Here is a 23,352-nt window from a genome sequence, read left to right on the forward strand (position 1 = left end):
AAAGGCATGCGTCCGTTCAAGGGAGTGGTGCTGGGCCTGCTGGTGCTGCCCGGCCTGGCGCTGGCCGAGACCATCGGCGAGGTGTCCACCGTGTTCAAGTGGGTGGGGCCGAACGACAAGATCGTCGTCGAGGCCTTCGACGATCCCAAGGTGGCGGGGGTGACCTGCTACCTGTCGCGGGCCAAGACCGGTGGGGTCAAGGGTGGCCTGGGCCTGGCCGAGGATCGCGCCGAGGCTTCCATCGCCTGTCGTCAGGTCGGGCCGATTCGTTTCCAGGGCGAGCTGAAGGATGGCGAGGAGGTGTTCAAGGAGCGCACCTCGCTGGTGTTCAAGACCATGCAGGTGGTGCGCTTCTTCGACAGCAAGCGCAATACCCTGGTGTACCTGGTCTACAGCGACCGGGTGATCGAGGGCAGCCCGCAGAACGCGGTGACCGCCATTCCGATCCTGCCCTGGGGCCAGCCGTAGGGACGCCATGCGCACCAGGCGATGCGCTTGGTGCGCACGGTGCAGCGAAGACGGAGCAGCGCCAGTCGGGCGCACGGCCGCGCGGCAACCGCTTCTAGCTGGCCGGTGCATCGAACTCGGCGCGGTACTGCTGCACCAGATGCAGGTTGTCGTGCTGCCAGGGGTGGAAGTCGGCCTTGTAGTAGTCCAGATAGACCCGCACCAACGGCCGGTAGATGCCGCGCGAGCCCCACAGCCAGGCCAGGCCGTCGCGCCATACCCGCCAGTTCCACAGCAGACCGTCGCGCTTGAGCAGGTGCAACAGGCCCTTGGTGGTGTCGAGGGTGAAGAAGAAGGTGCTCTGCAGCATGGCGCGGCGGCGCAGCCAGGGGTTACCGCTGACCAGTTGGAACACGTCGAAGGCCACCGCCTTGTGTTCGGTCTCCTCCAGCGCATGCCAGCGCCACAGGCGCGCCATGCGCGGGTCGGCGCCTTCCAGCCAGAGCGGGTCCTTCAGCAGGGCGTCGGCCATGATCGCGGTCAGGTGCTCCACCGAGGCGGTGGCGGCCAGCTGCAGCTTGCTCGGCAGGTGCTTCTGCAGGAAGCCCAGGCGCCGCTTGAGGCCACGCTCCAGGTAGTCGATGTCGTAGCCCAGTTCGCGCAGGCGCTGGCTGTACTCCAGGTGCTCGCGGCTGTGATGGCCCTCCTGGCCGATAAAGCCGCGGATCTGTTCCTTGAGCAGCGGGTCCTCGACCTGGTCGCGGAACAGCCGCACCGAATCGATGAAGAAACGCTCGCCATCGGGAAACAGCACCGACATGGCGTTGAACAGGTGGCTCTTGAAGGCGTTGCCTCCGTGCCAGTGCCGCGGCAGCGGATCGGGCAGGGCGAAGTCGAGCCGACGCGGGCGGATCTGCAAGCCTTCCGGGGTGGTGCTGGCCATGCCTGTTGCCTCCGGTTGCGGGACCATGGTGCAACTATGGGCTTGTGACTCTGCCATGGGCAAGGTTAAGGTCTGCCAAAATTCGGGTCATTTGCGGCCAGCCGCCTAACCAGACGCCCCCATGAAGCAACCGCTGAATTTCACCGCCGAACTGGTGCCGGTGGCCTACGCCGAAGCCCTGCTGGCGCTGGCCGAGGAACTGGGCGTACCGCGCGCCGCCCTGTTCGCCGCGGCGCGGGTGCGCCCCGAGGTGCTCGGCAGCCCCAATGGCCGCCTGTCCTTCGTCGACTTCCATCTGCTCACCCAGGCGGCGCTGGAGCACTGCGGCGAACCGGCGCTGGGCCTGGTGCTGGGCCAGCGGCTCAACGTCTCCACCCACGGCATCCTCGGCTACGCGGTGCTGTCCAGCGCCAACCTGGGCAAGGCGCTGCAGTTCGCCCTGAAGTACTACCGGGTGCTTGGTCTGGCCTTCGAGCTGGAGCTGATGGAGCGGGGCGAGGACATGGAGCTGCGCGCGGTGGAGTCCTTTCCCATGGGGCCGCAGGCGCGCTTCGCCGCCGAAGGCCTGCTGACCAGCATCCACACCATCGCCCGCTTCCTCCTCGGCGAGGAGCTGCAGGGCCTCGCCGTCGGTTTCGCCCATGCCGCGCCGGCCCACGCCGCGCGCTACCGCGAGGTGTTCGGCGTGGCGGCGCAGTTCGAGCAGCCCTGCCACTGGCTGCGCCTGCCGCGGCACTACCTGGAGCGGCCCATGGCCCTGGCCAACCCGGCCACGGTGCAGATGTGCGAGCAGCAGTGCGAGGCGCTGCTGGCCAGCCTCGACGTGCAGGACGGCCTGCTCACCCGTGTGCGCCGCCTGCTGCTGGCGCGCCCCGGCGATTTCCCCGACCTCGACGGCGCCGCCAGCGCCCTGCATACCAGCGGCCGCAGCCTGCGCCGGCACCTGGCGCAGATGGGCACCAGCTACCAGCAGGTGCTCGACGAAGTGCGCAAGCGCCTGGCCCTGCAATACCTCGCCACCACCCACCTGCCGCTGTACGAGATCGCCCAGCTGCTGGGTTTCAGCGACCCCTCCAACTTCCGCCGCGCATTCAGGAAATGGACGGGTAAACTGCCCGGCGATTACCGCACCGAGGCCCCCCGATGAACACCGCCGCAACGACTGCCCTGATCCGCGAAACCTTCCCCGTCGGTCCCTTGCAGTGCAACTGCACCATCATCGGCGACCCGCTGACGAAAAAGGCCATAGTGGTCGATCCGGGCGGCAATCCCGATCTGATCATGGCGCGGCTCGAGGCTCATGGGCTCAAGGTGGTGAGCATCATCCACACCCACGCCCATCTCGATCACTTCCTCGCTTCCGGGCAGATGAAGGAGAAGACCGGCGCCACCCTGCACCTGCACAAGGACGATCAGTTCCTCTGGGACAACCTGGAGATGCAGTGCCGCATGTTCGGCGTGCCCTACACCCCGGTGCCGGCGCCTGACCAGTGGCTGGCCGACGACGAGGCGCTGGCCTGCGGCTGCGGCGTGGCGCTGCACACGCCGGGGCATACGCCGGGGTCGATGAGTTTCTGGTTCGCCGATGCCAAGCTGCTGATCGCCGGCGACACCCTGTTCCGTCGCGGCATCGGCCGTACCGACCTATGGGGTGGCGACTACGCCACCATCGAGCGCTCGATCAAGCAGCGTCTGTACCGGCTGGACGAGGATGCCACCGTGGTCACCGGCCACGGCCCGGATACCCGGCTGGGTGACGAGATGCGCGAGAATCCGTTTATCCGTGCCTGAACCCGGCGCTGTGCGGGCTGTCTACACTGGCATTCTGCTGTCGTCCAAGGAGAGTTCGCCATGTCCCGCCTGACCCTGATCGCCGCCTGCTCCGCTGCCCTGCTGCTGGCCGGTTGTGCCTCGCAAAACCCCTACGATCAGAGTGCGCCGAGCTCGAACAAGACCGCCACCTATGGCGGTCTCGGCGCCCTGGCCGGTGCCGCCGCCGGTGCCCTGATCGGTCACGACGACCGCGGCAAGGGCGCGCTGATCGGCGCCGCGGTGGGCGCGGCGGCCGGCGCCGGCTACGGCTACTACGCCGACAAGCAGGAAGCCGAACTGCGCCAGCAGATGCAGGGCACCGGCGTCGAGGTGCAGCGTCAGGGCGACGTGATCCAGCTGATCATGCCCGGCAACATCACCTTCGCCACCGATTCGGCGGAGATCGCCAGCAGCTTCTACGCGCCGCTGAACAACCTGGCCAACTCCTTCCGCCAGTACAACCAGAACAGCATCGAAGTGGTCGGCCACACCGACAGCACCGGAGCACACAGCTACAACATGGGCCTGTCGCAGCGTCGCGCGCAGAGCGTGGCCAGCTACCTGCTGGCCCAGGGCGTCGACGGCAGCCGGGTCAGCACCCGCGGCATGGGCCCGGACCAGCCGGTGGCGAGCAACGCCACGGCCGAGGGCCGCGCGCAGAACCGTCGCGTCGAGGTGACCCTGCGGCCGCTGCCGGGCGTGCAGTAACGCCCGCGGATTTGGTCTGGGTCGCAGCCTGCGTGCCGGGCGGCTGGTAAGCTGGCGCGGAACTTCGTCCCGCCGTGGCGGCTCGAAGGCTCCGGCATGCTGCCGACACCAGAACCAATCCTAAGGAAGTCCCTATGAAGACCAGGCGTAATCTGATCGCGGCCACCGCGGTCATGGCCTTGCTGGCCGGCTGTACCACCAACCCCTACACCGGCGAGCAGCAGGCCGGCAAGGCCGGCATCTACGGCGGCATCGGCGCGGTCACCGGGGCGGTGATAGGTGCCGCCACCTCGAGCAAGAAGGATCGCGGCAAGGGCGCGCTGATCGGCGCCGCGGTGGGCGGTGCGGCCGGCGGTGGCTACGGCTACTACGTCGACACTCAGGAAGCCAAGCTGCGCCAGACCCTGCAGGGCACCGGCGTGCAGGTGCAGCGCAACGGCGACGACCTCAAGCTGATCATGCCGGGCAACATCACCTTCGCCAGCAACTCGGCGGATATCTCCAGCAGCTTCTACCCGACCCTCAATTCCCTGGTGCTGGTGTTCAAGGAGTTCGACAAGAACGGCGTGAACATCGTCGGTCACACCGACAGCACCGGCTCGCTGGAGCTCAACCAGAACCTGTCCAACCGCCGTGCCCTGAGCGTGGCCAACTACCTGAGCGCCAACGGCGTGCCGGGCCAGCGCATCTCCTCCTACGGTGCCGGCCCCAGCCAGCCGATCGCCAGCAACGCCAACGAAGCCGGGCGGGCGCAGAACCGCCGCGTCGAGATCAACCTGCGGCCGCTCTGAGCCGCAGTCATGGCGTGACAGAGCCCCCGCTTGCGGGGGCTTTTTTCTGCGCGGCCGTCGTGTCTGCCCGGTCGTTGGCGGGTTTGGCGCTCAGCCGCGCAGCTTGCCTGGCCGGCGCGACGGCTTCTCGCCGTTGGGCACGTGCAGGTAGGACATCACGCTTTCGGTCAGCTCGGCGGCCAGCTGCACAGCCTCCTTGTTGCGCGCCATGACCCCGGCCACCAGCGCTTCGATCAGGGCCAGCACGGCGGTGTTGGAGCTGATCAGCACCGGGTGGTCGGCCGGGGCGAACAGGGTGTGGCGGGCGATGCCGGCCAGGGGCGATGCCGGCGAATCGGTGATGGCCAGTACGCCGGCGCCGCGCTCGCGGGCAAAGCGCGCCAGCTGCAGGGTGTCCAGGCTGTAGCGTGGCATGGCGATGGCCAGCAGCACGTCCTGTTCGGTGATGGCGGCCAGGCGGTAGGCGGCGTTCTCGTTGCCGCCTTCCATGCTGATGGCCGTGGCGTCGGCGCAGAAGGGCACCAGGTTGGCGGCGGCCAGGCCGGCCATATAGGCGCTGTTGCCGAAGCCCAGGATGTAGATCTTGCGTGCCTGGATCAGGCCGTCGACAAAGGCGTCGAAGCTGGCCGGGACGTTGTTGGCCCCGGCGGTGGCCAGGTTGCTGCTGGCGATCTGGATCTGTTCGTGCAGGCCGAAGCTGCCGTCCGGGCGGCTCTCCAGCTCGCTGCGCAGCTTGTCCACCGGCGACACCATCTGTTGCAGGGTGCTGACCAGCTCGGCCTTGAGCCCGGTATAGCCGCCCAGGTCGAGGGCCTTGGCCAGGCGGTTGACCGCCGCCGGCGAGGTGGCGGTGGCCACGGCCATCTCCTCGATGTTCAGGGTCGCGGCCTTGAGCGGGTGGCGCAGGATGAATTCGGCCACCTTGCGCAGCGAGGGTTGCAGCGTGGGAATGCGCTCGGCCAGCTTGCGCATCACGGGGGCGGCGTAGACGGTGGCGTTCTTCGCGGAGGTCGGCATGGTGATTCGGCACGGGTGAGTGAGAGGCGGCGCAGGCCGGCGTGAGCGCAGTCTATCCCAGCCGGCCGCGCCAGGTGCACCCGGGCTACTTCAGGCTGCCGGCGAGAAACTGCTGCAGGCGTTCGGATTGCGGGTTGGCCAGCACCTCTTTCGGGCAGCCGCTTTCCTCCACCCGGCCCTGGTGGAGGAATACCAGCTGGTTGGACACCTCGCGGGCGAAGCCCATCTCGTGGGTCACCACCAGCATGGTGCGGCCTTCGCTGGCCAGATCCTGCATCACCTTGAGCACTTCGCCGACCAGCTCCGGGTCCAGGGCCGAGGTGGGTTCGTCGAACAGCATCACCTCCGGCTCCATGGCCAGGGCGCGGGCGATGGCCACGCGCTGCTGCTCGCCACCACTCATGTGCGCCGGATAGGCGTTCTTGCGATGGCCCACGCCGACCTTGGCCAGGTAGTGCTCGGCTTTCTCCAGCGCCTCCTTCTTGCCGATGCCCTGTACCTGCACCGGTGCTTCCATGACGTTGTCCAGGGCGCTCATGTGCGACCACAGGTTGAAGTGCTGAAAGACCATGGCCAGACGCGAGCGCATGCGCTGCAGCTGCTGGGGATCGCTGGCGTGCAGGTCGCCGGTGACTTTGTGCGGCTTGAGCCGCAGTTCTTCGTCATTGAGCAGGATGCGCCCGCTGTGCGGCCGCTCCAGCAGGTTGATGCAGCGCAGGAAGGTGCTCTTGCCCGAGCCGCTGGAGCCGATGATGCTGGTGACGTCGCCGGCCCTGGCCTTGAGCGAGACGCCCTTGAGCACCTCGTGGTTGCCGTAGCGTTTGTGCAGGTTGTCGATTTCCAGGGTGTACATGGTGGGGGTCTCTTGTTGTCAGTCGGTCAGCAGGCGGCCCTGGCGGATGGGCTGGGCGCCGGCGACCTTGGCCAGCCACAGGCCGGGCTGGGCATAGCGCAGGCGTTCGCGGGCGTAGAGCACGCCGCGGGTTTCGGCGAGGATCACGGAATGGCGATCGCTCAGCGGGTCGATCACCTCGAACAGCGCATCGCCGGGCTCGACCCAGGCCCCCAGCGGTTGCAGATAGCTGACCACCCCGGGGTGCGGGGCATAGGCGTACTGCGCGCCGGCAAAGGGGGTGGCCTCGCAGCAGGTCGCGGGCGCCGCCGGCCAGTCGCCGGCGAGCAGGCCCTGGTCGGCGAGAAAGCCGAGGATGGCCTCGGCATCGTCCCGGGCCTGCGGCGCCTCGGTATCGGCCATGCCGCGCAGCTCGATGGTGCTGGCCAGGCAGGCGGCTGGAATGGCGGCGTCGGGGAACTGCGCGGCGAGTTTCAGCCAGGGCCCGGCGCAGGCTTCGTCGAAGGACTGGCCGCCGCTGTCCTCGGCCAGCAGCACGGCGCCGGCGCCCAGGCGCGCGGCCAGCGGCTGCAGGCGCGGCCAGTGCTGGGGCTGGGCATAGAGCAGCAGGATCGACTCGAAGTCGCAGTGCAGGTCGAGTACCAGATCGGCATCGCAGGCCTGGCGCAGCAGCAGGCGGCGCAGCCCCTCAAGGGCCGATTTGGCTGGGGGCAACTGGTCGAGGGCGGTCAGCATGGCGCTGCGTATCAGCCGCATATTGGCCTCGCCATCGCGGCCCAGGCGGCCTTCCAGCTGCGGGGCGAGCAGCGCGGCCAGGTCGACGAAATCGCGGTTGAAGTTCGCCCCGCTGGCGAAGTCGAAGCGCCCCTGGTGGGTGGCCTGGAACATCTGCCCCAGGCCGATGGGATTGGCCACCGGCACCAGCTCCACCACGCCGGTCAACCGCCCCTGCTTCTCCAGTTCAGCCAGCCGGCGCTTGAGCTCCACCGCCACGCGCATGCCCGGCAGTTCGTCGGCGTGCAGGCTGGCCTGGATATAGGCCTTGCGCGGGCCGCTGCCGAAGCGCAGCACCGTCAGGTGATGGTCGCTGCCGCTGGGGCTCCAGGGCAGGGAATGACGAATCGACTCCATGGTTTCTCCTCAGGCCTTGCGCGGGGTCAGGTAGGCCAGCCAGCGGCGCTCGGCGCCCTTGAACAGCTGGACCAGGGCGAAGGTCAGCACCAGGTAGAAGACCCCGGCGGTGATAAAGGCCTCGAACGGCATGTAGTAGCGCGAGCTGAGGGTACGCGCCGCGCCGGTGATGTCGATCAGGGTGACGATCGACGCCAGCGAAGTGGTATGCAGCATCATGATCACCTCGTTGCCGTACTGCGGCAGCGCGCGGCGCAGGGCCGAGGGCAGCAGGATGCGCCGGTACAGCTTGGCGCGCGACATGCCCATGGCCTTGGCCGCCTCGATCTCGCCGTGCGGCGTGGCCTTGAGGCTGCCGGCGAGGATTTCCGCCGAGTAGGCGCTGGTGTTGATGGCGAAGGCCAGGCAGGCGCAGAAGGTGGCGCTGGAGAAATACGGCCACAGGAAGCTGTCGCGGATGGCCTCGAACTGGGCCAGGCCGTAGTAGATCAGAAACAGCTGCACCAGCATCGGTGTGCCGCGGATTACGTAGGTGTAGAGCCAGGCCGGGGCGTTGAGCCAGGGCGAGCGCGATACCCGCATCAGGCCCAAGGGAATGGCCAAGGCCAGCCCCAGGGCCAGGGCGATCAGCAGCAACTGGAAGGTCACCAGCAGGCCGCGCCCATAGAGCGGCAGGTGCTCGGCGATCAGATGGAAATCGAGCATGGTGCGGGTCCTCTAGATGTCGGCCAGGCGCGCGCCCACGCTGTAGCGCCGCTCCAGCAGGCGCAGGGCGAGCAGCGAGACGCTGGTCAGCAGCAGATACAGGGCGGCCACGGCGAGGAAGAAGGTGAAGGGTTCGCGGGTGGCGTCGGCGGCATTCTTGGCCTTGAACATCATGTCCTGCAGGCCGACCACCGAGATCAGCGCGGTGGCCTTGGTCAGCACCAGCCAGTTGTTGGTGAAGCCGGGAATGGCGAGGCGGATCATCTGCGGCACCAGGATGCGCACGAACACCTGCACCCCGATCATGCCGTAGGCCGCGCCGGCTTCCGCCTGACCCTTGGGGATGGCCATAAAGGCGCCGCGGAAGGTCTCCGACAGGTAGGCACCGAAGATGAAGCCCATGGTGAACACGCCGGCGACGAAGGGATTGATGTCGATGTAGTGGTCGTAGCCGAGCAGCGGCGCGACACGGTTCACCAGGTCCTGGCCGCCGTAGAAGATCAGCAGGATCAGCACCAGGTCGGGAATGCCGCGAATCAGCGTGGCATAACCCTCGCCGAGCAGCGCCAGCCAGCGCATCGGCGACAGGCGCAAGGCCGCGCCGAGCAGGCCGAGGCTGATGGCCAGGGCCATGGAGGTCAGCGCCAGGCTCAGGGTGAGCCAGGCGCCATCGAGGATGGTCGAGCCGTAGCCGTGGAGCATGATGGGGTCCTCACGCGCCGCGACAGGCGCTGCGCGAATACGAGAAAGAGGCATCGCGCCGGTGGGCGGATGCCTCTGCGGACAGGGCAGGGTTACTGGCCGTAGATGTCGTAATCGAAGTACTTGGCCTGCACTTCCTGGTACTTGCCGTTGGCGCGGATGGCGTCGATGGCGGCGCTGATGCGCGCGGCATTGGCCTCATCGCCCTTGCGCACGGCGATGCCGGCACCACGGCCGAAGTACTGCGGGTCGTTGAAGTCCGGGCCGACCAGGGCGAAACCCTTGCCGGTTGGGGTCTTGATAAAGCCCTCGTCGATATTGACGATGTCGGCCAGGGTGGCGTCCAGACGGCCTGCGGCCAGGTCGAGGAAGGCTTCGTTCTGCGAGGCATAGCGCACCACCTCGATGCCGGCCTTCTCGAATTTGTCGCTGGCGTAGCGATCGTAGGTGGAGGCGCGCTGCACGCCGACCTTCTTGCCCTTGAGGTCGAGCAGCGGGTCGTTGATCTGGGTGCCGGCCTTCATCGCCAGCTTGCCGGGGGTGTGGTAGTACTTTTTGCTGAAGTCCACCGATTTCAGGCGATCCTCGGTGATCGACATGGACGACAGCACGGCGTCGACCTTGCGCACCTTCAGCGAGGGGATCAGGCCGTCGAACTCCTGCTCGACCCACTGGCACTTGACCTTCATCTCGGCGCACAGGGCCTGGCCAATGTCGTAGTCGAAGCCGCTGATGGCGCCGTCCGGGGTCTTGAAGGCGAAGGGCGGGTAGGCCGCCTCGATGCCGATGCGCAGGCTGTCCTGGCTGGCGTGGCTGAAGCTGCTGGCGACGGACAGTGCCAGTGCGCCGAGAAGTGCGATCTTGTTCATCTTATTGACTCCTGGGTGGTGGTTTGGGGTTCGCTGCACAGCCGGCGGCGCGGCGCTGCCTGTGCACTGGCAGCGCCTGGGCGCAGCCGGCAACCGGGTCGGGTGGGCCGGGTTGCGGAGAGTCGGCGAAGTGGGCCGGCTCGGGTCCTGTGGGCACTATCTATGACACGTTTATTTTCAGAAATCTACTATTTAGAAATATTTATGTCATTGCGGGTGTCGCCGAGCGCTCGCCTCAGCCGCTCTAGCGCGCTGTCTGCCGCGCCGCGAGCGGGCTTTTTCAGGCCGCACCAGGAGGCCCAGGGTCGCCGCGGGCGCTTGAACAGGGGGTCGTTGTGGTATATAAAATTTCACAAAGCTGCATTGTGAAAATTATTATTCACATGCTGGGCGCCAGGACTGGCGCGGCTTGCAGCCGCCACAGGGAGGTCAATCCGCGTCAGAATTTTCATAACAAGAGCAATAAGAATGAAAAAGCCGTTCCAGCCTCGCCGTCTGTTCGTCGCCCTGATCCTCTCTTGTGCCAGCTCCGTGGCACAGGCCGAAGGCCACCTGCTGGCCGTGGGGGGCATGCTGCGCGCCAGCAACGTCCCGGTCTACGCCAAGTTCGTCGAACTGGCCGGCGGCCAGCAAGGCGCGCGCATCGTCATCCTGCCCACTGCCAGCGGCAGTCAGGGCTCCAGCAAGCGCTTCATGGCCGAGCTGATCGCCCAGGGGGTCCCGGCCGAGCGCATCAGCATCGTCGGCATCGATCGTCACAACTATCTGGAGACCATGAACGACGCCGAGGTGGTCAAGCCCCTGGCTGACGCCAGTGCCGTGTGGTTCGTCGGTGGCGACCAGGCCCGCATCGCCCGCGCCCTGTTCAATGCCGATGGCAGTCCCTCGCTGCTGATGCAGGGGGTGCGCCAGGTGTTCGACCGGGGTGGCGTGGTGGCCGGCACCAGCGCCGGGGCCAGCATTCTCGGTGCCGAGATGCCCACCGCTTACGGCGTGGTCATGGATACCCTGGATTTCGGCGTCGCCGCCAAGACCGATCAGCGCGGCACGGCCATCCTCAAGGGGGCGGGGCTGTTCGCCGGGATCATCGACCAGCACCTGGACCAGATCGAGGAAACCAGCGCCGGCCGCGCCGCGCGCATGGCCGCCTACCTGGCCGAGCGCAAGGCCAGCAAGGGCTTCGGCCTGGACACCAACACCGCCATGTGGGTCAAGCCCGGCGGCCAGTTGGAGGTGCTGGGCGAGGGCTACCTGACGGTGATGGATGCCAGCCAGGCCGAGAAGGGCTTCGGCCTCTACGGCACCCGGCTGAGCAATGTGCGCCTGGCCATGCTCGGTCATGGCGACCGCTACGACCTGCGCAGCGGCACGCTGCAGCCGGCGGCGGGCAAGGCGGCCATCGAGGCCGGCAATCAATACCTGCTGGGCAACCAGCTGATCACCGACCTGGCCGCCGTCTCGGCCATGGGCCGCGCCGTGCTCTATGGCCTGGCCGACAACAGCGCCAGCCGCCAGCTGGGCCTGATGACCCGCTACAACCCGCTCAACGGCTACCACTACGGTTACCGCTTCGCGTTCAGCAAGACCCCGGAATTCAGCGCCTACAGCCAGTTCTACGATTCGCTGACCAACTACAGCGTCAGCGGCGTGCGCCTGGATATTCGTCCGGTCAACGCCAACCTGGGCGATCCGGCCGCCAGTGCGCCGGTCGATGCCGGCAACGGCGCCCTCGGCGATGCCATCCGCGCGGTGAGCTTCCGCGGCCTGATGACCCTCAACGGGCAGAACGCCTTCGAGCCGCAGCGGCCCATCAGCCGCCTGGAACTGGCCAATGCCCTGCAGATGACCCTGGCCGCCGAGCCCAAGCTGGATGCGCTGCCGACGCTCGGCGATATCGACGCCGACGACCCGGTGCACGAGCAACTGCAGGTGGTGCTGTCCAACGGCTGGATGCGCGCCGGCGAGACTTTTGCCGGGCAGCAGCCGGTCACCCGCAAGGACTGGGCCCTGGCCTGCAAGGCGCTGGTCGAGCGTTTCCACAACACGCGCCTGGAAAAGAGCGCCGCGTTGAGCGACCTGGGCGAGCTGGATGCCGAACTGGCCGAGGCGGCGCGCCTGACCGTGGGCGAGGGCTGGCTCAAGGCCGCGCAGGGGCGCTTCGAGCCCGATGCGCCGGTCAGCCGCGGCGAAGTGGCGCAGACCCTGGCCCGGGTCGCCGGCCTGAGTAAAGGCTAACGCGCACCAGGCGGCGCCCGACTGGCGCCGCCCCGAATCACCCACGATACCCCGAGAGCCCTGTATGCAACTGAACAGGTTGGAAGCCTTCGTCCTGGAAAAACTCTGGCACGCCCCGCAGCGCGAGCGACTGCTGGCCGGCAAGCCCGATCTGCGGGTGCTGGAACGGGTGCAAACCCGCGCCGGCTTCTACTCGATCATCCAGCTGCCCGCCCACCTGGCCGCCCTGCAGCCGGGCAACGAGCTGGAGTGGCCGTTTCGTCTCAAGCGCCTGCGGGCCAAGGGGTATTTCGTCTGCTGGGCCGAGTCGGCGTCGACCCTGTGCCTGGAGGCGGTGATCAGCAAGGGCGAGTGTCCGCCCGAGCTGGCACCGGAATTGTTCGCCTAGCGGCGGACGCTGAGCTGTTCAATAACAACAATGGAGTAAGTGATGAAACTGGTAAAACTGAGCCTGATCGCCCTGGCGGTCGCCGCCGGCTCGTCGTTCGCCCTGGCCGGGGATCAGCAGCAGGCCAAGGGCTTTATCGAAGACAGCACGCTGAAGCTGCTCAACCGCAACTTCTACATGCAGCGCAACTTCGTCAACAGCCAGCGCAACACCCGCGAGGAGTGGGCCCATGGCATGCACTTGAACTATGCCTCGGGCTTTACCCAGGGCACCCTGGGCGTGGGTGTGGATGCCCATGCCTACGGCGGCATCAAGCTCGACGGCGGCCGCGGTAGCGTGGGCAACGGCATCCTGCCGGTGGACGGCGATGGCCGCATCGAGGACAACACCGGTGAAATCGGTGGCGTGGTCAAGGCGCGCATTTCCTCCACCCAATTGAAGTTCGGCGAGCAACGCCCGACCGCCCCGGTATTCGCCACCGGCGACTCGCGCCTGCTGCCGGAAACCGCTACCGGCCTGCAGCTGTTCAGCAGCGAGATCGACAACCTGTTCCTCGAAGCCGGGCACTTCACCGCCATCAACCGCCGCAACTCGAGCAACTCCGACGGCGAACTGACCAGCGAATACGCCGAAGTGGAGGCGCGCAGCGTCGACTTCGTCGGCGGCACCTACAACTTCCACGACAACCTCAGCGTCTCGCTGTATGGCAGCGAAGCCGAGGACGTCTGGCGCCAGTACTTCGGCAACCTCTACTACAACATTCCCCTGGCCGACCAACAGTCGCTGAGCTTCGACCTGGTGGCCTACAAGACCGATGACCAGGGCAAGGCCCTGGCCGGCGAGCTGGACACCCTGACCTACTCGCTCAAGGGCGCCTACGGTTTCGGCGCGCACAAGCTCAGCCTGGCTTATCAGAAGGTCAACGGCGACGAGTTCTTCGACTACATCGGCGGCGACTCCATCTGGCTGGCCAACTCGGTGCAGTACTCCGACTTCAACGCCCCCAACGAGCGTTCCTTCCAGGTGCGCTACGACCTCAACATGGCCAGCTTCGGCGTGCCGGGCCTGAGTTTCATGGCCCGCTACATCAAGGGCGACCAGATCGACGGCACCAAGGCCGACCCCAATGGCGCCTTCGCCGGCTGGGCCGGCAAGGACGAGAAGCACTGGGAGCGCGACCTCGAGGCCAAGTACGTGGTGCAGTCCGGTGCCGCCAAGGACCTGTCCCTGCGCCTGCGTCAGGCCACCCACCGCGCCACTGCATTCGACAACGACCTCAACGAAGTGCGGCTGATCGTCGAGTACCCGCTGAGCCTGCTGTAACGGCGCTGCCGCCCGCCTCCGATTGCATCTCGGGGGCAGGCGAATCCCGAGGTTTTAGGTCTTCTCCACGCTCCTTTGACCTGACGGCACCCGAGGGTGCCGTTTTTTCCAGCGGCCCTGTGCAGCGCTCATTGCGGAGACTTACAGCATGCGTATCGTTCTGCTCCTGATGTTCTGTGGGCTGGCCTTCGGTGTGCAGGCGCAACCCTTGCGCATTGCCATGGAAGGCCAGTTCCCGCCCTTCGAGACCCTGGACGAGAGCGGCCAGCTCAAGGGCTTCAACGTCGATATCGCCCAGGCCCTGTGCCAGGCCATGGCGCAGGAGTGTCAGCTGCTGCGCTTTGCCTGGGACGATCTGATCCCGGCGCTGGAGGCGCAGCGCGCCGATCTGATTCTGGCTTCCATGTCGATCACCGAGGCGCGCCAGCAACGGGTCGACTTCACCGCCAAGTACGCCCAGACCCCGGCCTACTTCTTCGCCCGCAAGGGCCTGATCCATGAGGTGATCGTCACCCCGCGGCGCATCGCCGGCAAACGGGTTGGCGTGCAGCAGGGCACCACCTACGAGCGCCTGCTGGACGACAAGTACGCCGCCCACGTCCAGTTGCAGCGTTTCGACTCCGCCGCGCTGATGTACCAGGCCCTGGCCGCCGGCCAGATCGATCTGGTGCTCGACGATGCCGTCTCCGGCTTCTTCGGCTTTCTCGACACGCCCCAGGGCCAGGGTTTCGAACAAGTCGGCAACCAGGTGGTGTCACCCAAGCACTTCGGTCAGGGCCAGGGTATCGCCGTGCGCAAGGGCGACACGGCCCTGCGCGAGCGCCTGGACCGCGCCCTGGCGGTGATCCTCAGCAATGGGGTCTACAAGCGCATCGAACAGCGTTACTTCAAACACTTCTCGGTTTACTGAGCTAGAGGTCACCACTCGACAAAAAAATCCACGCTGCGGCAGTTCCCGTTTCACAACACCCACAACAAGAGTGCGCCTGGCGCACGTCTCGGAGAACTCGACAATGATGCTTGGCAAAGTCTTACGCTGCACCCTGCTGCTGCTCGCCCTGTTGCCCCTGGTCGGCCATGCCGGCGGCCCGCTGGTGCTGATCGGTGGCGCCATCAAGGATGACAACGCGGCGATCTATCAACGCCTGATCCAGCTGGCCGGCGGCAGCCAGGCGCGCATCGGCATTATCACCGCCGCGTCCATTCCACCCAGTCAGGACCCGGATGCCGGCACCGCCAATGCGCGCAACTCCCAGGCCAACGGCGAGTTCTACGCCGCGCTGCTGAAAACCTACGGCGCCCAGGATGCCCAGTGGATTCCCATCGACCTGGACAGCATCGGCAACAACAGCAACCCCCAGGTGCTCGAGCAGATCAACGGCATGACCGGCTTCTTCTTCGGCGGCGGCGACCAGGGCCGACTGACCCAGACCCTGCAGACCAGCACTCGCCAGGACAGCCCGGCGCTGGCCGCCATCCGTGCCCGGCATGCCAATGGCGCCGTGCTGGCCGGGACCAGCGCCGGCACCGCGATCATGGTGCAGGGGCCGATGATCACCGGCGGCGAGAGCTATGACGCGCTGCGCAATGGCGTCTATACCAGCCCCGGCGGCGATGACCTGTCCTACGACATGCAGGGCGGCTTCGGTTTCTTCGGTCATGGCCTGCTCGACACCCACTTCAGCGAGCGCGGCCGCCAGGGCCGGATCCTGCGTCTGGCCGACTACAGCAACGTGCCGTTCGCCTTCGGCGTGGACGAGGACACCGCCCTGCTGGTGCAGGACAACCCCAGCCTGGGTCAGGTCGAGATGGAAGTGATCGGCAGCAATGGCGTGTTCGTCTTCGACCTGCGCAACAAGGAGCGCGGCAGCGGCAGCAGCTATGCCCTGTATGACGTGCTGGCCAGCTACCTGACCGCCGGCGACCGCTACCGTCCGGCCACCCAGCAGTTCGTCATCGGCAGCGGCAAGACCAGCCTGCGCGGCCGCGAATACTACAGTTCGGCCATGACCGCCAGCGGCGACATCTTCAGCAGCCCGAACAACAGCGGCGCCAACGGCCGGCGCAATCCGCGGGAGTTCGTCAAGGTCAGCGTCGACCTGTTCGACAGCCAGTCCACCAGCACCCTGGGCCGCACCTATGAGCGCACCCCGCGCTTTCGCGTCGACCTGGTCAAGAGCGCGCAGTACGACAGCCACGGCTACCAGGGCGTGATCGGCGGCAAGCGCCTGACCTCCTACCTGCGCATGCTGATGGACATGCGTCCGAACTGACGCGGGCGCCGCTGTAGCGGCGGCATCTTCTGCCCTGATCCAGCCCCCCTGACCGGGGGCTTTTCCTGACCGCCTGTCGTGTCTCTTCTGGCAAAAGGCCAGCCATTCAAAACCTGACTAGAATGCTTGCTGTGGTTCTGTGAAGTCCGCGCGTCGGCCTGCTGGCGCGCGTTGGTTCGGGATGACCGAGGGAGAATCTATGGACGACAGAGCTGTCTTGCCTGCGCCTAAACCCTGGCTGCCGCTGGCCGTGGCACTGAGCCTGCTACTCGGCCTCGGCGCGCTGATCGTCTGGCAGTGGCAGCTGATGCAGAGCCGCGAGCGCGAGGACAGCGAGCAGCGCTTCTTGCTCGAGGCGCAGGACGTCGGCCAGCGTGTACTGGCGCGAATGCAGGCCTACGAGATGGTGCTGCGCGGCGTCTCCGGGCTGATGACCGGCAGCGATTCGGTGTCGCAGGCGGAGTGGGATCGCGCCCTCGACCAGTTGCAGCTGCAGGATCGCTATCCCGGCATCCAGGCCCTGGCCTGGTCGCGCTACCTGGGCCGCGCGCAACTCGCCGACTACCTGTCCGAACTGCAGGCGGAGCAGCGGCTCGACTACCAGATGTTCCCCGCCGGCGAACGCGAGCAGTACCTGTTGATCGGCTACGTCAGCCCGCTGGACTGGCGCAACCGCCGGGTGCTGGGCTTCGACATGCTCACCGAGCCGGTGCGCCTGAGCACCATCGAACGCGCCATCGACAGCGGCGAGGCGACCCTCAGCGCGCCGCTGATCCTGCGTCAGGAAACCCAGGTCGACGTGCAGGGCGGGGTGCTGCTGTTTCTTCCGGTGTTCCGCCCGGGCATGCCCTTGAGCACGCCGCAGGAGCGTCGCGAGGCCCTGCTCGGCACGGTCCATGGCGCCTTCCGCAGCCAGGATCTGATGGAAGGCATCCTCGGCCCGCAGAGCCGCCGCTTCGATATCGCCCTCAAGGACCTGCAGGAGCCGGACGCCATGCTGCTCAGCGGCGATGCGCCGCGCGCCGACTGGCAACCGCGCTTCCAGCGCAGCCTGGAGCTGTCGCTGTACGGCCGCACCTGGGGCCTGCAGGTCAGCAGCACCGCCGAGTACGAGCGCGGCCTGGCCGGCCGCGGCAGCACCCTCGGCCTGTGGCTGGGGTTGGCGGCGGTGGCCCTGCTGGCGCTGCTGGTGGGTGGTTACCTGTATCAGCGCGACCGCAAGCTGCACGCCAGCCAGCAGGTGGCGGCCAAGTTGCAGGAGCGCGAGGAGCGCTTCCGCCTGCTGGTCGAACGTCTGCCGGTGGCCACCCTGCTGTGCACCGCCGACGGGCGCATCGAGATGGCCAACCGCAGCGCCGCCGAGCTGCTCGACTGCGCCGCGCCGGCGCTGCTCGGCGAGCCGGTGGCGCGTTTTCTGCCGGCGGTCGATGCGCTGCCGACGCTGCAGGCGCAGCTGGCCGAGGGCGACGAGCTGCAGGCGCGCAGCCAGCGCGGCGAGACGATTCCGGTCAGCCTCAGCCTCAGCCGCCTGCGCGAGGGCGGCGACGCCGACTACCTGCTCAACCTGGTCGACCTGCGCGCGCGCAAGGGCGCCGAGGAACGTTTCCGCCTGGTGGTCGAGGCCTCGCCCAACGCCATCCTGCTGGTCGACAGCCTGGGCCGCATCGCCATGGTCAACCGCCAGACCGAACTGCTGTTCGGCTACGAGCGGCAGCTGCTGCTCGGCGAGCCGGTGGAGATGCTCCTGCCCAGCGCCCTGCGCGGCAGTCACGTGGCCATGCGCCGCGGCTACCAGGCGCTGCCGGAACCGCGGCGCATGGGCGGCAACCGCGAGCTGTTCGGCCAGCACCGAGAAGGGCGGATGATCCCCCTGGAGGTGGGCCTGTCGCCGATCCGCAGCGGCAGCGAGACCCTGGTGCAGGCGGTGATCATCGACATCAGCGAGCGCAAGGCGGCCGAGCACAAGTTGCGCGAGCAGGCCGAGCAGCTGCTGCTGGCCAACCGCTACAAGTCCGAGTTCCTCGCCAACATGTCCCACGAGCTGCGCACGCCGCTCAACAGCATCCTGATCCTGAGCGACCAGCTGCGGCAGAACCTGGCCGGCAACCTTACCGAGAAGCAGGCCAAGCACGCCGATATCGTCCACCGCGCCGGCAGCGACCTGCTGCAGCTGATCAACGACGTGCTGGACCTGGCCAAGGTCGAGTCCGGGCGCATGCAGCTCAAACTGGAGCCGCTGAACATGCAGGACGTGCTGGTCGAACTGGACGCCAGCCTGCGGCCGATGGCCGAGCTCAAGGGGCTGCGCCTGCACACCCAGCTCGACGCCGGGGTGCCGCGGGTGATTCACACCGACCGCGTGCGCCTGCACCAGATCCTGCGCAACCTGCTGTCCAACGCGCTGAAGTTCACCGAGCAGGGCGAGGTCAGCCTCACCGTGAGCTGGGAGGAACGCCTGGACGACGGTCGCGAGCTGCTCAGCTTCAGCGTGCGCGACACCGGCATCGGCATCGATCCGGCGCAGCACGAGCAGATCTTCCAGGCCTTCCAGCAGATCGACGGCTCCACCAGCCGGCGCTTCGGTGGCACCGGCCTGGGCCTGGCCATCACCCGCCAGCTGGTGCTGGCGATGGACGGCGACATCAGCCTGCACAGCGCGCCGGGGCAGGGCTCGGTGTTCAGCGTGCGCCTGCCGGTGCAGAGCGCGCCTGCCAGCGCCGAAGCGCCGCTCGAGGGGCCGCAGCGCGGCGGCGAAGGGCCGCCGCTGCTGATCGTCGAGGACGACGCCAATTTCGCCGCGGTGATCGCCGAGGCGGCCCACGGCCACGGCTTTTCCAGCGTGCACTGCCGCACCGGCCTGCAGGCGCTGAACCTGTTGCAGCACGAACCGTTCAACGCGGTGATCCTCGATATCCTGCTGCCGGACATCAGCGGCTGGCAGCTGTTCCGCCGCCTGCGCGGCCAGGTCGGCCATCGCCACACGCCGGTGCACATCATCTCCTGCGTGCCGCAGCCGGCTGGCTGGAACGACGACGGCACGCGCTACCTGGTCAAGCCGATCGACCGCGAAGAGCTGGAGCAGGTGTTCCTCGACCTGCAGCACGGCCAGTCGGCGGATCAGGCGCTGCTGCTGGTAGAGGACGTCGAGATCGAGCGCGAACACTACCGCGAGCACCTGAGCCAGCTGGGCTTCGCGGTGACCGCCTGCGCCAGCGCCGAGCAGGCCCGCGCCGCCTATGCCGGCGGCCAGTTCAGTGCCCTGGTGATCGACCTGGACCTGCCCGACCAGGACGGCTTCGCCCTGCTCGACAGCCTCAACCAGCTGCGCCCGCTGCAGGGCCTGCGGGTGGTGATCAACACCGGGGTCGACGTCACCCTGCAGAGCCTGCAGCGCCTGCGCCGTTACAGCGCGGTGGTGGTGCGCAAGCACGGCGACGACACCGCCGCGCTGGATCAGGCCGTGCAGGGCTTTCTCGACGAGGTGCGCGGCCCCGACCAGGGCCGGCGCCGCGTCAATCCACTGGAGGGGCGGCGCATCCTGCTGGTCGACGACGACATGCGCAACGTCTACGCCTTAAGCGCGCTGCTCGATGAAGTCGGCCTGCGCGTGACCGCGGCCAAGGACGGCGTCGAAGCCATCGCCTGCTACCAGCGCGAGCCGTTCGACCTGATCCTGATGGACATGGCCATGCCGACCATGGACGGCTACACCGCCACCCGCCTGCTCAAGCAGGAGCACGGCTGCAGCCTGCCGATCATCGCCCTGACCGCCCACGCGATGAAGGGCGACCGCGAGAAATGCATCACCGCCGGAGCCGACGACTACATGGCCAAGCCGATCAAGCGCGACGAGCTGCTGGCCCTGCTGGAGCGCTGGCTAACGCCTATCGCACTGCCGCTGGCCGGCAATGATCTAACCTGAGAGGCAGGAGTTCAGTGCAAGGCCAAAAGGACACAGGAGGTAGCATGGCCAAGGCGCAGACCAAGATCGACGCTGAGCAGGGAACGCAGATCCTGCTGGTGGTGGACGACCGCGCGGAGAATCTCGAGGCCATGCAGGCCCTGCTCGACGACGGCGACTGGCAGCTGCGTTGCGTGAACTCGGGCGAGCAGGCGCTGCTCTGCCTGCTGGAAGAGGACGTCGGCCTGGTGCTGCTCGACGTGCAGATGCCGCGGATGGACGGCTTCGAGGTGGCCCGGCTGATGCGCGGCAACCCGCGCACCCGTTTCACCCCGATCATCTTCGTCTCCGCCATCGCCCAGACCCAGGACGCGGTGCTGCGCGGCTACAACAGTGGCGCAGTGGATTTCGTGCTCAAACCGTTCGACCCCACGGTGCTGCGGCACAAGATCCACAGCCTGCTGGATCACGAGCGCAACCGCAGCGAGCTGCAGCAACTGAGCCAGCAGCTCGACCGCGCGCGGGCATTCAACGCCTCGGTGCTGAACAACGCCGCCGAGGGCATCATGGTGGTCGGCGAGGACGGCCGCATCCAGTTCGCCAACCCGGCCATGGCGCAGATGCTCCAGGGCGAAGTCGCCGACCTGGAGGGCTCCGAACTGCTGGCCTTCCTGCACAGCCCGCAGGTCGAGGGCGACTGGCAGCAGTCGGAGTTCTACCGCCACTGGAAGCGCGAGGCCACCTACCGGGTGCACGAGGCCAGCCTGCGCACCCTCGTCGGCGGCGTGCTGCCGGTGGCGCTGTCCTGTTCGCCGCTGCCGCGCCTGCAGCACGCCATGGTGGTGATCGCCCTGGACATGTCGGTGGTGCGCAACCTGCACGCGCAGCTGGAGTCGCAGGCAGTCACCGACGCGCTGACTGGCCTGCTCAACCGCCGCGGCTTCCACCGCGCGCTGGAGTCTGCGCTGGCGCGTATCGAGCGCAGCGGCCAGCGCCTCGCCGTGCTCTACCTCGACCTGGACGGCTTCAAACGGATCAACGATTCGCTCGGCCACGACGCCGGCGACCAGCTGCTGCGCCGCGTCGGCGAACAGCTCAAGGCCTGCCTGCGCCCCTACGACAGCCTGGCGCGCATCGGCGGCGACGAGTTCACCGCGCTGCTCGACAACCTCGGCCACCCCGAGGATGCGGCGCGGGTCGCGGAGAAGCTGATCGAGCTGGTCTCGGTGCGCCATCACCTCGACGGCGTCGACTTCACCCTCGGCGCCAGCGTCGGCATCGCCTGCTTTCCCGAGTGCGGGCAGAGCGTCGAGGGCCTGCTGCGCGCCGCCGACATGGCCATGTACGAGGCCAAGCGCGCCGGGCGTCAGCAGTACCGCTTCTTCTCCCCGGAGATGAACGGTCGCGCGCGTTCGCGGCTGATGCTCGAGGAGAGCCTGCGCCACGCCATCGAGAACGACGATTTCGTGCTGGTCTACCAGCCCCAGGTGTATCTGGAGACCGGCCGGCTGCGCGGCTTCGAGGCGCTACTGCGCTGGCAGCACCGGGTCGCCGGCACCGTGGCGCCCAACGTGTTCATCCCGCTGCTGGAAGAGACCCGCCTGATCAATCGCCTGGGCGACTGGATCTTCCGCGAAGGGGCGCGCCAGCTGGCTGGCTTCAGTCGCCAGTTCGGCGACGAACTGGTGCTCAGCATCAACGTCAGTCCGGTGCAGTTCGGCATGCCGCAGCTGGTCAACGACCTGCAGCGGGTGCTCGAAGCCCACGGCCTGCAGCCGCGCCAGCTGGAAGTGGAGGTGACCGAGAGCGCGCTGATGCAGGACCTGGAGCTGACCCAGGCGCAGCTGCGCCAGCTGCGCCAGCTGGGGGTGAAGATCGCCATCGACGACTTCGGCACCGGCTACTCGTCGCTGGCCTACCTGCGCCATTTCGAGCTGGATACGCTGAAGATCGACCGCCTGTTCGTCGCCAACATGCTCGATTCGCCGCGCGACGCCGCGGTGGTCAGCACCATCATCGACCTCGGCCATCACCTCGGCCTGGAGGTGATCGCCGAAGGGGTGGAAACCCAGGCCCAGCGCGACTGGCTGGTGCGCCACCGCTGCAGCATCATGCAGGGCTTTCTGGTGGCGCCGGGCATCGCCGCCGAGGCCGCGCTGCAGGTGCCGGCGCAGCTGGACTGGGCCAGCCTGCCGCTGTCGCGCGGCGGCCCGCCCGCAGCGGACGATGGCCTGTAGGGGGCGCCGCGAACTCCAGGGGCTGGCGTGACTTCAAGTCGCTTGGTGCAGGCTCGCCAGTTCGGCGTCCTTTTCTTCCCACAGCTGGTTGACCCACTGCTGGAACGCCAGGCGGTAGGCCTCGTCCTGGTCGTAGTTGCGGCCGATGAACTCGCGCGGGATCTGCACCTGCTGGAAGCGCACGTGCACCGCGTCGAGACGGCCGCAGAGCAGGTCCCAGAAGCCGGGCACGCCGTGCGGGTAGTGGATGGTGACGTTGACGATGCTGTGCAGCTGCTCGCCCATGGCGTCGAGGACGAAGGCGATGCCGCCGGCCTTGGGTTTGAGTAGGTAGCGGAACGGCGAGTTCTGCTGGGCGTGCTTGGCCGCGGTCAGGCGGGTGCCCTCGAGGAAGTTGAACACCGCCACCGGGTTGCTCTTGTAGCGTTCGCAGGCACGGCGGGTGGTGGCCAGGTCCTGGCCGCGCTTCTCCGGGTGCTTGGCCAGGTATTCCTTGCTGAAGCGCTTCATGAAGGGGAATTCCAGCGCCCACCAGCACAGGCCGATCACTGGCACCCAGATCAGCTCCTGCTTGAGGAAGAACTTCAGCAGCGGCAGGCGGCGGTTGAGGATGTACTGCAGCACCAGGATGTCGACCCAGCTCTGGTGGTTGCTGGTCACCAGGTAGGAGTGGCGGGTGTCGAAGCGCTCCAGACCTTGCACGTCCCAGTGGATGCGGCCGACCAGGCGCATCCACCACTTGTTGACGCCGATCCAGGCCTCGGCGATGCCGTGCATGACGAAGCGCAGCGCGCGTTGCAGCGGGGCGAAGGGCAGCAACAGCTTGAGCAGGGCCACAAAGAACAAGGGCCAGCACCAGAACAGGGTGTTGAGCGCCAGCAGCAGGCCGGCGAGCAGGCCGCGAAGCGGCGCGGGGAGGAAGTGCAGCATGCAAAGGAGGCCTTCTGACAAGGGGCTTCTGTCGGCCCCGGGGCGGTACGAAACGGCTGCGACTATCCCTGCGCAGGTGTATCGGCT

20 protein-coding genes are annotated in these 23,352 nt (G+C 67.4%); 12 read left to right on the forward strand and 8 right to left on the reverse strand.

Annotated elements, in window-relative coordinates; all coding sequences use genetic code 11:
- Positions 1–6 precede the first annotated feature (6 nt).
- Complete coding sequence (locus ACIGFL_RS17035) at positions 7–468, forward strand: CreA family protein (RefSeq protein WP_122109037.1); 462 nt, start codon at positions 7–9, stop codon at positions 466–468.
- A 94-nt stretch (positions 469–562) separates the two neighbouring features.
- Here the strand turns inward: ACIGFL_RS17035 and ACIGFL_RS17040 are convergent, their stop codons facing one another.
- Entirely contained in the window at positions 563–1,390 is an 828-nt protein-coding gene (locus ACIGFL_RS17040) for a metal-dependent hydrolase (protein ID WP_397497944.1), read from the reverse strand.
- Between the two features lie 121 nt (positions 1,391–1,511).
- Here ACIGFL_RS17040 and ACIGFL_RS17045 point away from each other — a divergent pair, with 121 nt between their 5' ends.
- The 4 genes from ACIGFL_RS17045 to ACIGFL_RS17060 all read left to right on the forward strand — a co-directional run bounded on the left by ACIGFL_RS17045 (position 1,512) and on the right by ACIGFL_RS17060 (position 4,701).
- Positions 1,512–2,537 carry an AraC family transcriptional regulator gene (locus ACIGFL_RS17045; protein ID WP_397497945.1) on the forward strand — a complete coding sequence of 342 codons (1,026 nt, stop codon included), beginning with the start codon at positions 1,512–1,514 and terminating at the stop codon, positions 2,535–2,537.
- Positions 2,534–3,181 carry an MBL fold metallo-hydrolase gene (locus ACIGFL_RS17050; protein WP_397497946.1) on the forward strand — a complete coding sequence of 216 codons (648 nt, stop codon included), beginning with the start codon at positions 2,534–2,536 and terminating at the stop codon, positions 3,179–3,181. The genes ACIGFL_RS17045 and ACIGFL_RS17050 overlap by 4 nt, the downstream gene beginning before the upstream one ends.
- A gap of 60 nt (positions 3,182–3,241) precedes the next feature.
- The gene (locus tag ACIGFL_RS17055) at positions 3,242–3,910 is read left to right on the forward strand and encodes an OmpA family protein (RefSeq protein ID WP_122109041.1); all 669 of its coding nucleotides are present in this window, start codon (positions 3,242–3,244) and stop codon (positions 3,908–3,910) included.
- A gap of 134 nt (positions 3,911–4,044) precedes the next feature.
- The gene (locus tag ACIGFL_RS17060; RefSeq protein WP_021444404.1) at positions 4,045–4,701 is read left to right on the forward strand and encodes an OmpA family protein; all 657 of its coding nucleotides are present in this window, start codon (positions 4,045–4,047) and stop codon (positions 4,699–4,701) included.
- A 90-nt stretch (positions 4,702–4,791) separates the two neighbouring features.
- On the opposite strand, the gene ACIGFL_RS17065 is transcribed toward ACIGFL_RS17060, so the two are convergent.
- From ACIGFL_RS17065 to ACIGFL_RS17090, 6 genes are all read right to left on the reverse strand, one after another.
- The gene (locus ACIGFL_RS17065; RefSeq protein ID WP_397497947.1) at positions 4,792–5,718 is read right to left on the reverse strand and encodes a MurR/RpiR family transcriptional regulator; all 927 of its coding nucleotides are present in this window, start codon (positions 5,716–5,718) and stop codon (positions 4,792–4,794) included.
- A gap of 85 nt (positions 5,719–5,803) precedes the next feature.
- Positions 5,804–6,571: an ABC transporter ATP-binding protein gene (locus ACIGFL_RS17070; RefSeq protein WP_397497948.1), complete on the reverse strand. Its 768-nt coding sequence runs from the start codon at positions 6,569–6,571 to the stop codon at positions 5,804–5,806.
- Between the two features lie 18 nt (positions 6,572–6,589).
- The gene (locus ACIGFL_RS17075) at positions 6,590–7,702 is read right to left on the reverse strand and encodes a succinylglutamate desuccinylase/aspartoacylase family protein (protein ID WP_397497949.1); all 1,113 of its coding nucleotides are present in this window, start codon (positions 7,700–7,702) and stop codon (positions 6,590–6,592) included.
- A 9-nt stretch (positions 7,703–7,711) separates the two neighbouring features.
- Positions 7,712–8,407 (reverse strand): ABC transporter permease, encoded by a 696-nt coding sequence (locus ACIGFL_RS17080; protein ID WP_021442335.1) that lies wholly within the window; start codon positions 8,405–8,407, stop codon positions 7,712–7,714.
- 12 nt (positions 8,408–8,419) lie between these two features.
- On the reverse strand, positions 8,420–9,109 hold the full coding sequence (locus ACIGFL_RS17085; protein WP_397497950.1) for an ABC transporter permease: 690 nt from the start codon (positions 9,107–9,109) through the stop codon (positions 8,420–8,422).
- Between the two features lie 92 nt (positions 9,110–9,201).
- Positions 9,202–9,978: an ABC transporter substrate-binding protein gene (locus ACIGFL_RS17090; protein ID WP_021442337.1), complete on the reverse strand. Its 777-nt coding sequence runs from the start codon at positions 9,976–9,978 to the stop codon at positions 9,202–9,204.
- 468 nt (positions 9,979–10,446) lie between these two features.
- Here ACIGFL_RS17090 and ACIGFL_RS17095 point away from each other — a divergent pair, with 468 nt between their 5' ends.
- The 7 genes from ACIGFL_RS17095 (at position 10,447) to ACIGFL_RS17125 (ending at position 22,335) form a co-directional block, all read left to right on the forward strand.
- Complete coding sequence (locus ACIGFL_RS17095) at positions 10,447–12,213, forward strand: cyanophycinase (protein WP_397497951.1); 1,767 nt, start codon at positions 10,447–10,449, stop codon at positions 12,211–12,213.
- 64 nt (positions 12,214–12,277) lie between these two features.
- Positions 12,278–12,601, forward strand: coding sequence for a hypothetical protein (locus ACIGFL_RS17100; protein ID WP_397497952.1), 324 nt, complete (start codon positions 12,278–12,280; stop codon positions 12,599–12,601).
- A gap of 42 nt (positions 12,602–12,643) precedes the next feature.
- On the forward strand, positions 12,644–13,924 hold the full coding sequence (locus ACIGFL_RS17105) for an OprD family porin (protein ID WP_397497953.1): 1,281 nt from the start codon (positions 12,644–12,646) through the stop codon (positions 13,922–13,924).
- 148 nt (positions 13,925–14,072) lie between these two features.
- The gene (locus ACIGFL_RS17110) at positions 14,073–14,834 is read left to right on the forward strand and encodes a transporter substrate-binding domain-containing protein (protein ID WP_397497954.1); all 762 of its coding nucleotides are present in this window, start codon (positions 14,073–14,075) and stop codon (positions 14,832–14,834) included.
- A 103-nt stretch (positions 14,835–14,937) separates the two neighbouring features.
- On the forward strand, positions 14,938–16,197 hold the full coding sequence (locus tag ACIGFL_RS17115; protein ID WP_397497955.1) for a cyanophycinase: 1,260 nt from the start codon (positions 14,938–14,940) through the stop codon (positions 16,195–16,197).
- Between the two features lie 199 nt (positions 16,198–16,396).
- Entirely contained in the window at positions 16,397–20,119 is a 3,723-nt protein-coding gene (locus ACIGFL_RS17120) for a response regulator (protein WP_397497956.1), read from the forward strand.
- A 44-nt stretch (positions 20,120–20,163) separates the two neighbouring features.
- Entirely contained in the window at positions 20,164–22,335 is a 2,172-nt protein-coding gene (locus ACIGFL_RS17125; RefSeq protein ID WP_397497957.1) for a putative bifunctional diguanylate cyclase/phosphodiesterase, read from the forward strand.
- A 33-nt stretch (positions 22,336–22,368) separates the two neighbouring features.
- Here the strand turns inward: ACIGFL_RS17125 and ACIGFL_RS17130 are convergent, their stop codons facing one another.
- Entirely contained in the window at positions 22,369–23,265 is an 897-nt protein-coding gene (locus ACIGFL_RS17130; RefSeq protein WP_397497958.1) for an acyltransferase, read from the reverse strand.
- Positions 23,266–23,352: the final 87 nt, after the last annotated feature.

Origin of the sequence: Pseudomonas sp. NPDC077649 (assembly GCF_044542855.1) — a bacterium.
Classification (GTDB): Bacteria; Pseudomonadota; Gammaproteobacteria; order Pseudomonadales; family Pseudomonadaceae; genus Aquipseudomonas.

Excerpts from the sequence above, each read along its gene's own strand:
- ACIGFL_RS17035 (WP_122109037.1), top strand. The coding sequence starts at position 7 with ATGCGTCCGTTCAAGGGAGTGGTGCTGGGCCTGCTGGTGCTGCCCGGC.
- ACIGFL_RS17040 (WP_397497944.1), bottom strand. The coding sequence starts at position 1,390 with ATGGCCAGCACCACCCCGGAAGGCTTGCAGATCCGCCCGCGTCGGCTC.
- ACIGFL_RS17045 (WP_397497945.1), top strand. The coding sequence starts at position 1,512 with ATGAAGCAACCGCTGAATTTCACCGCCGAACTGGTGCCGGTGGCCTAC.
- ACIGFL_RS17050 (WP_397497946.1), top strand. The coding sequence starts at position 2,534 with ATGAACACCGCCGCAACGACTGCCCTGATCCGCGAAACCTTCCCCGTC.
- ACIGFL_RS17055 (WP_122109041.1), top strand. The coding sequence starts at position 3,242 with ATGTCCCGCCTGACCCTGATCGCCGCCTGCTCCGCTGCCCTGCTGCTG.
- ACIGFL_RS17060 (WP_021444404.1), top strand. The coding sequence starts at position 4,045 with ATGAAGACCAGGCGTAATCTGATCGCGGCCACCGCGGTCATGGCCTTG.
- ACIGFL_RS17065 (WP_397497947.1), bottom strand. The coding sequence starts at position 5,718 with ATGCCGACCTCCGCGAAGAACGCCACCGTCTACGCCGCCCCCGTGATG.
- ACIGFL_RS17070 (WP_397497948.1), bottom strand. The coding sequence starts at position 6,571 with ATGTACACCCTGGAAATCGACAACCTGCACAAACGCTACGGCAACCAC.
- ACIGFL_RS17075 (WP_397497949.1), bottom strand. The coding sequence starts at position 7,702 with ATGGAGTCGATTCGTCATTCCCTGCCCTGGAGCCCCAGCGGCAGCGAC.
- ACIGFL_RS17080 (WP_021442335.1), bottom strand. The coding sequence starts at position 8,407 with ATGCTCGATTTCCATCTGATCGCCGAGCACCTGCCGCTCTATGGGCGC.
- ACIGFL_RS17085 (WP_397497950.1), bottom strand. The coding sequence starts at position 9,109 with ATGCTCCACGGCTACGGCTCGACCATCCTCGATGGCGCCTGGCTCACC.
- ACIGFL_RS17090 (WP_021442337.1), bottom strand. The coding sequence starts at position 9,978 with ATGAACAAGATCGCACTTCTCGGCGCACTGGCACTGTCCGTCGCCAGC.
- ACIGFL_RS17095 (WP_397497951.1), top strand. The coding sequence starts at position 10,447 with ATGAAAAAGCCGTTCCAGCCTCGCCGTCTGTTCGTCGCCCTGATCCTC.
- ACIGFL_RS17100 (WP_397497952.1), top strand. The coding sequence starts at position 12,278 with ATGCAACTGAACAGGTTGGAAGCCTTCGTCCTGGAAAAACTCTGGCAC.
- ACIGFL_RS17105 (WP_397497953.1), top strand. The coding sequence starts at position 12,644 with ATGAAACTGGTAAAACTGAGCCTGATCGCCCTGGCGGTCGCCGCCGGC.
- ACIGFL_RS17110 (WP_397497954.1), top strand. The coding sequence starts at position 14,073 with ATGCGTATCGTTCTGCTCCTGATGTTCTGTGGGCTGGCCTTCGGTGTG.
- ACIGFL_RS17115 (WP_397497955.1), top strand. The coding sequence starts at position 14,938 with ATGATGCTTGGCAAAGTCTTACGCTGCACCCTGCTGCTGCTCGCCCTG.
- ACIGFL_RS17120 (WP_397497956.1), top strand. The coding sequence starts at position 16,397 with ATGGACGACAGAGCTGTCTTGCCTGCGCCTAAACCCTGGCTGCCGCTG.
- ACIGFL_RS17125 (WP_397497957.1), top strand. The coding sequence starts at position 20,164 with ATGGCCAAGGCGCAGACCAAGATCGACGCTGAGCAGGGAACGCAGATC.
- ACIGFL_RS17130 (WP_397497958.1), bottom strand. The coding sequence starts at position 23,265 with ATGCTGCACTTCCTCCCCGCGCCGCTTCGCGGCCTGCTCGCCGGCCTG.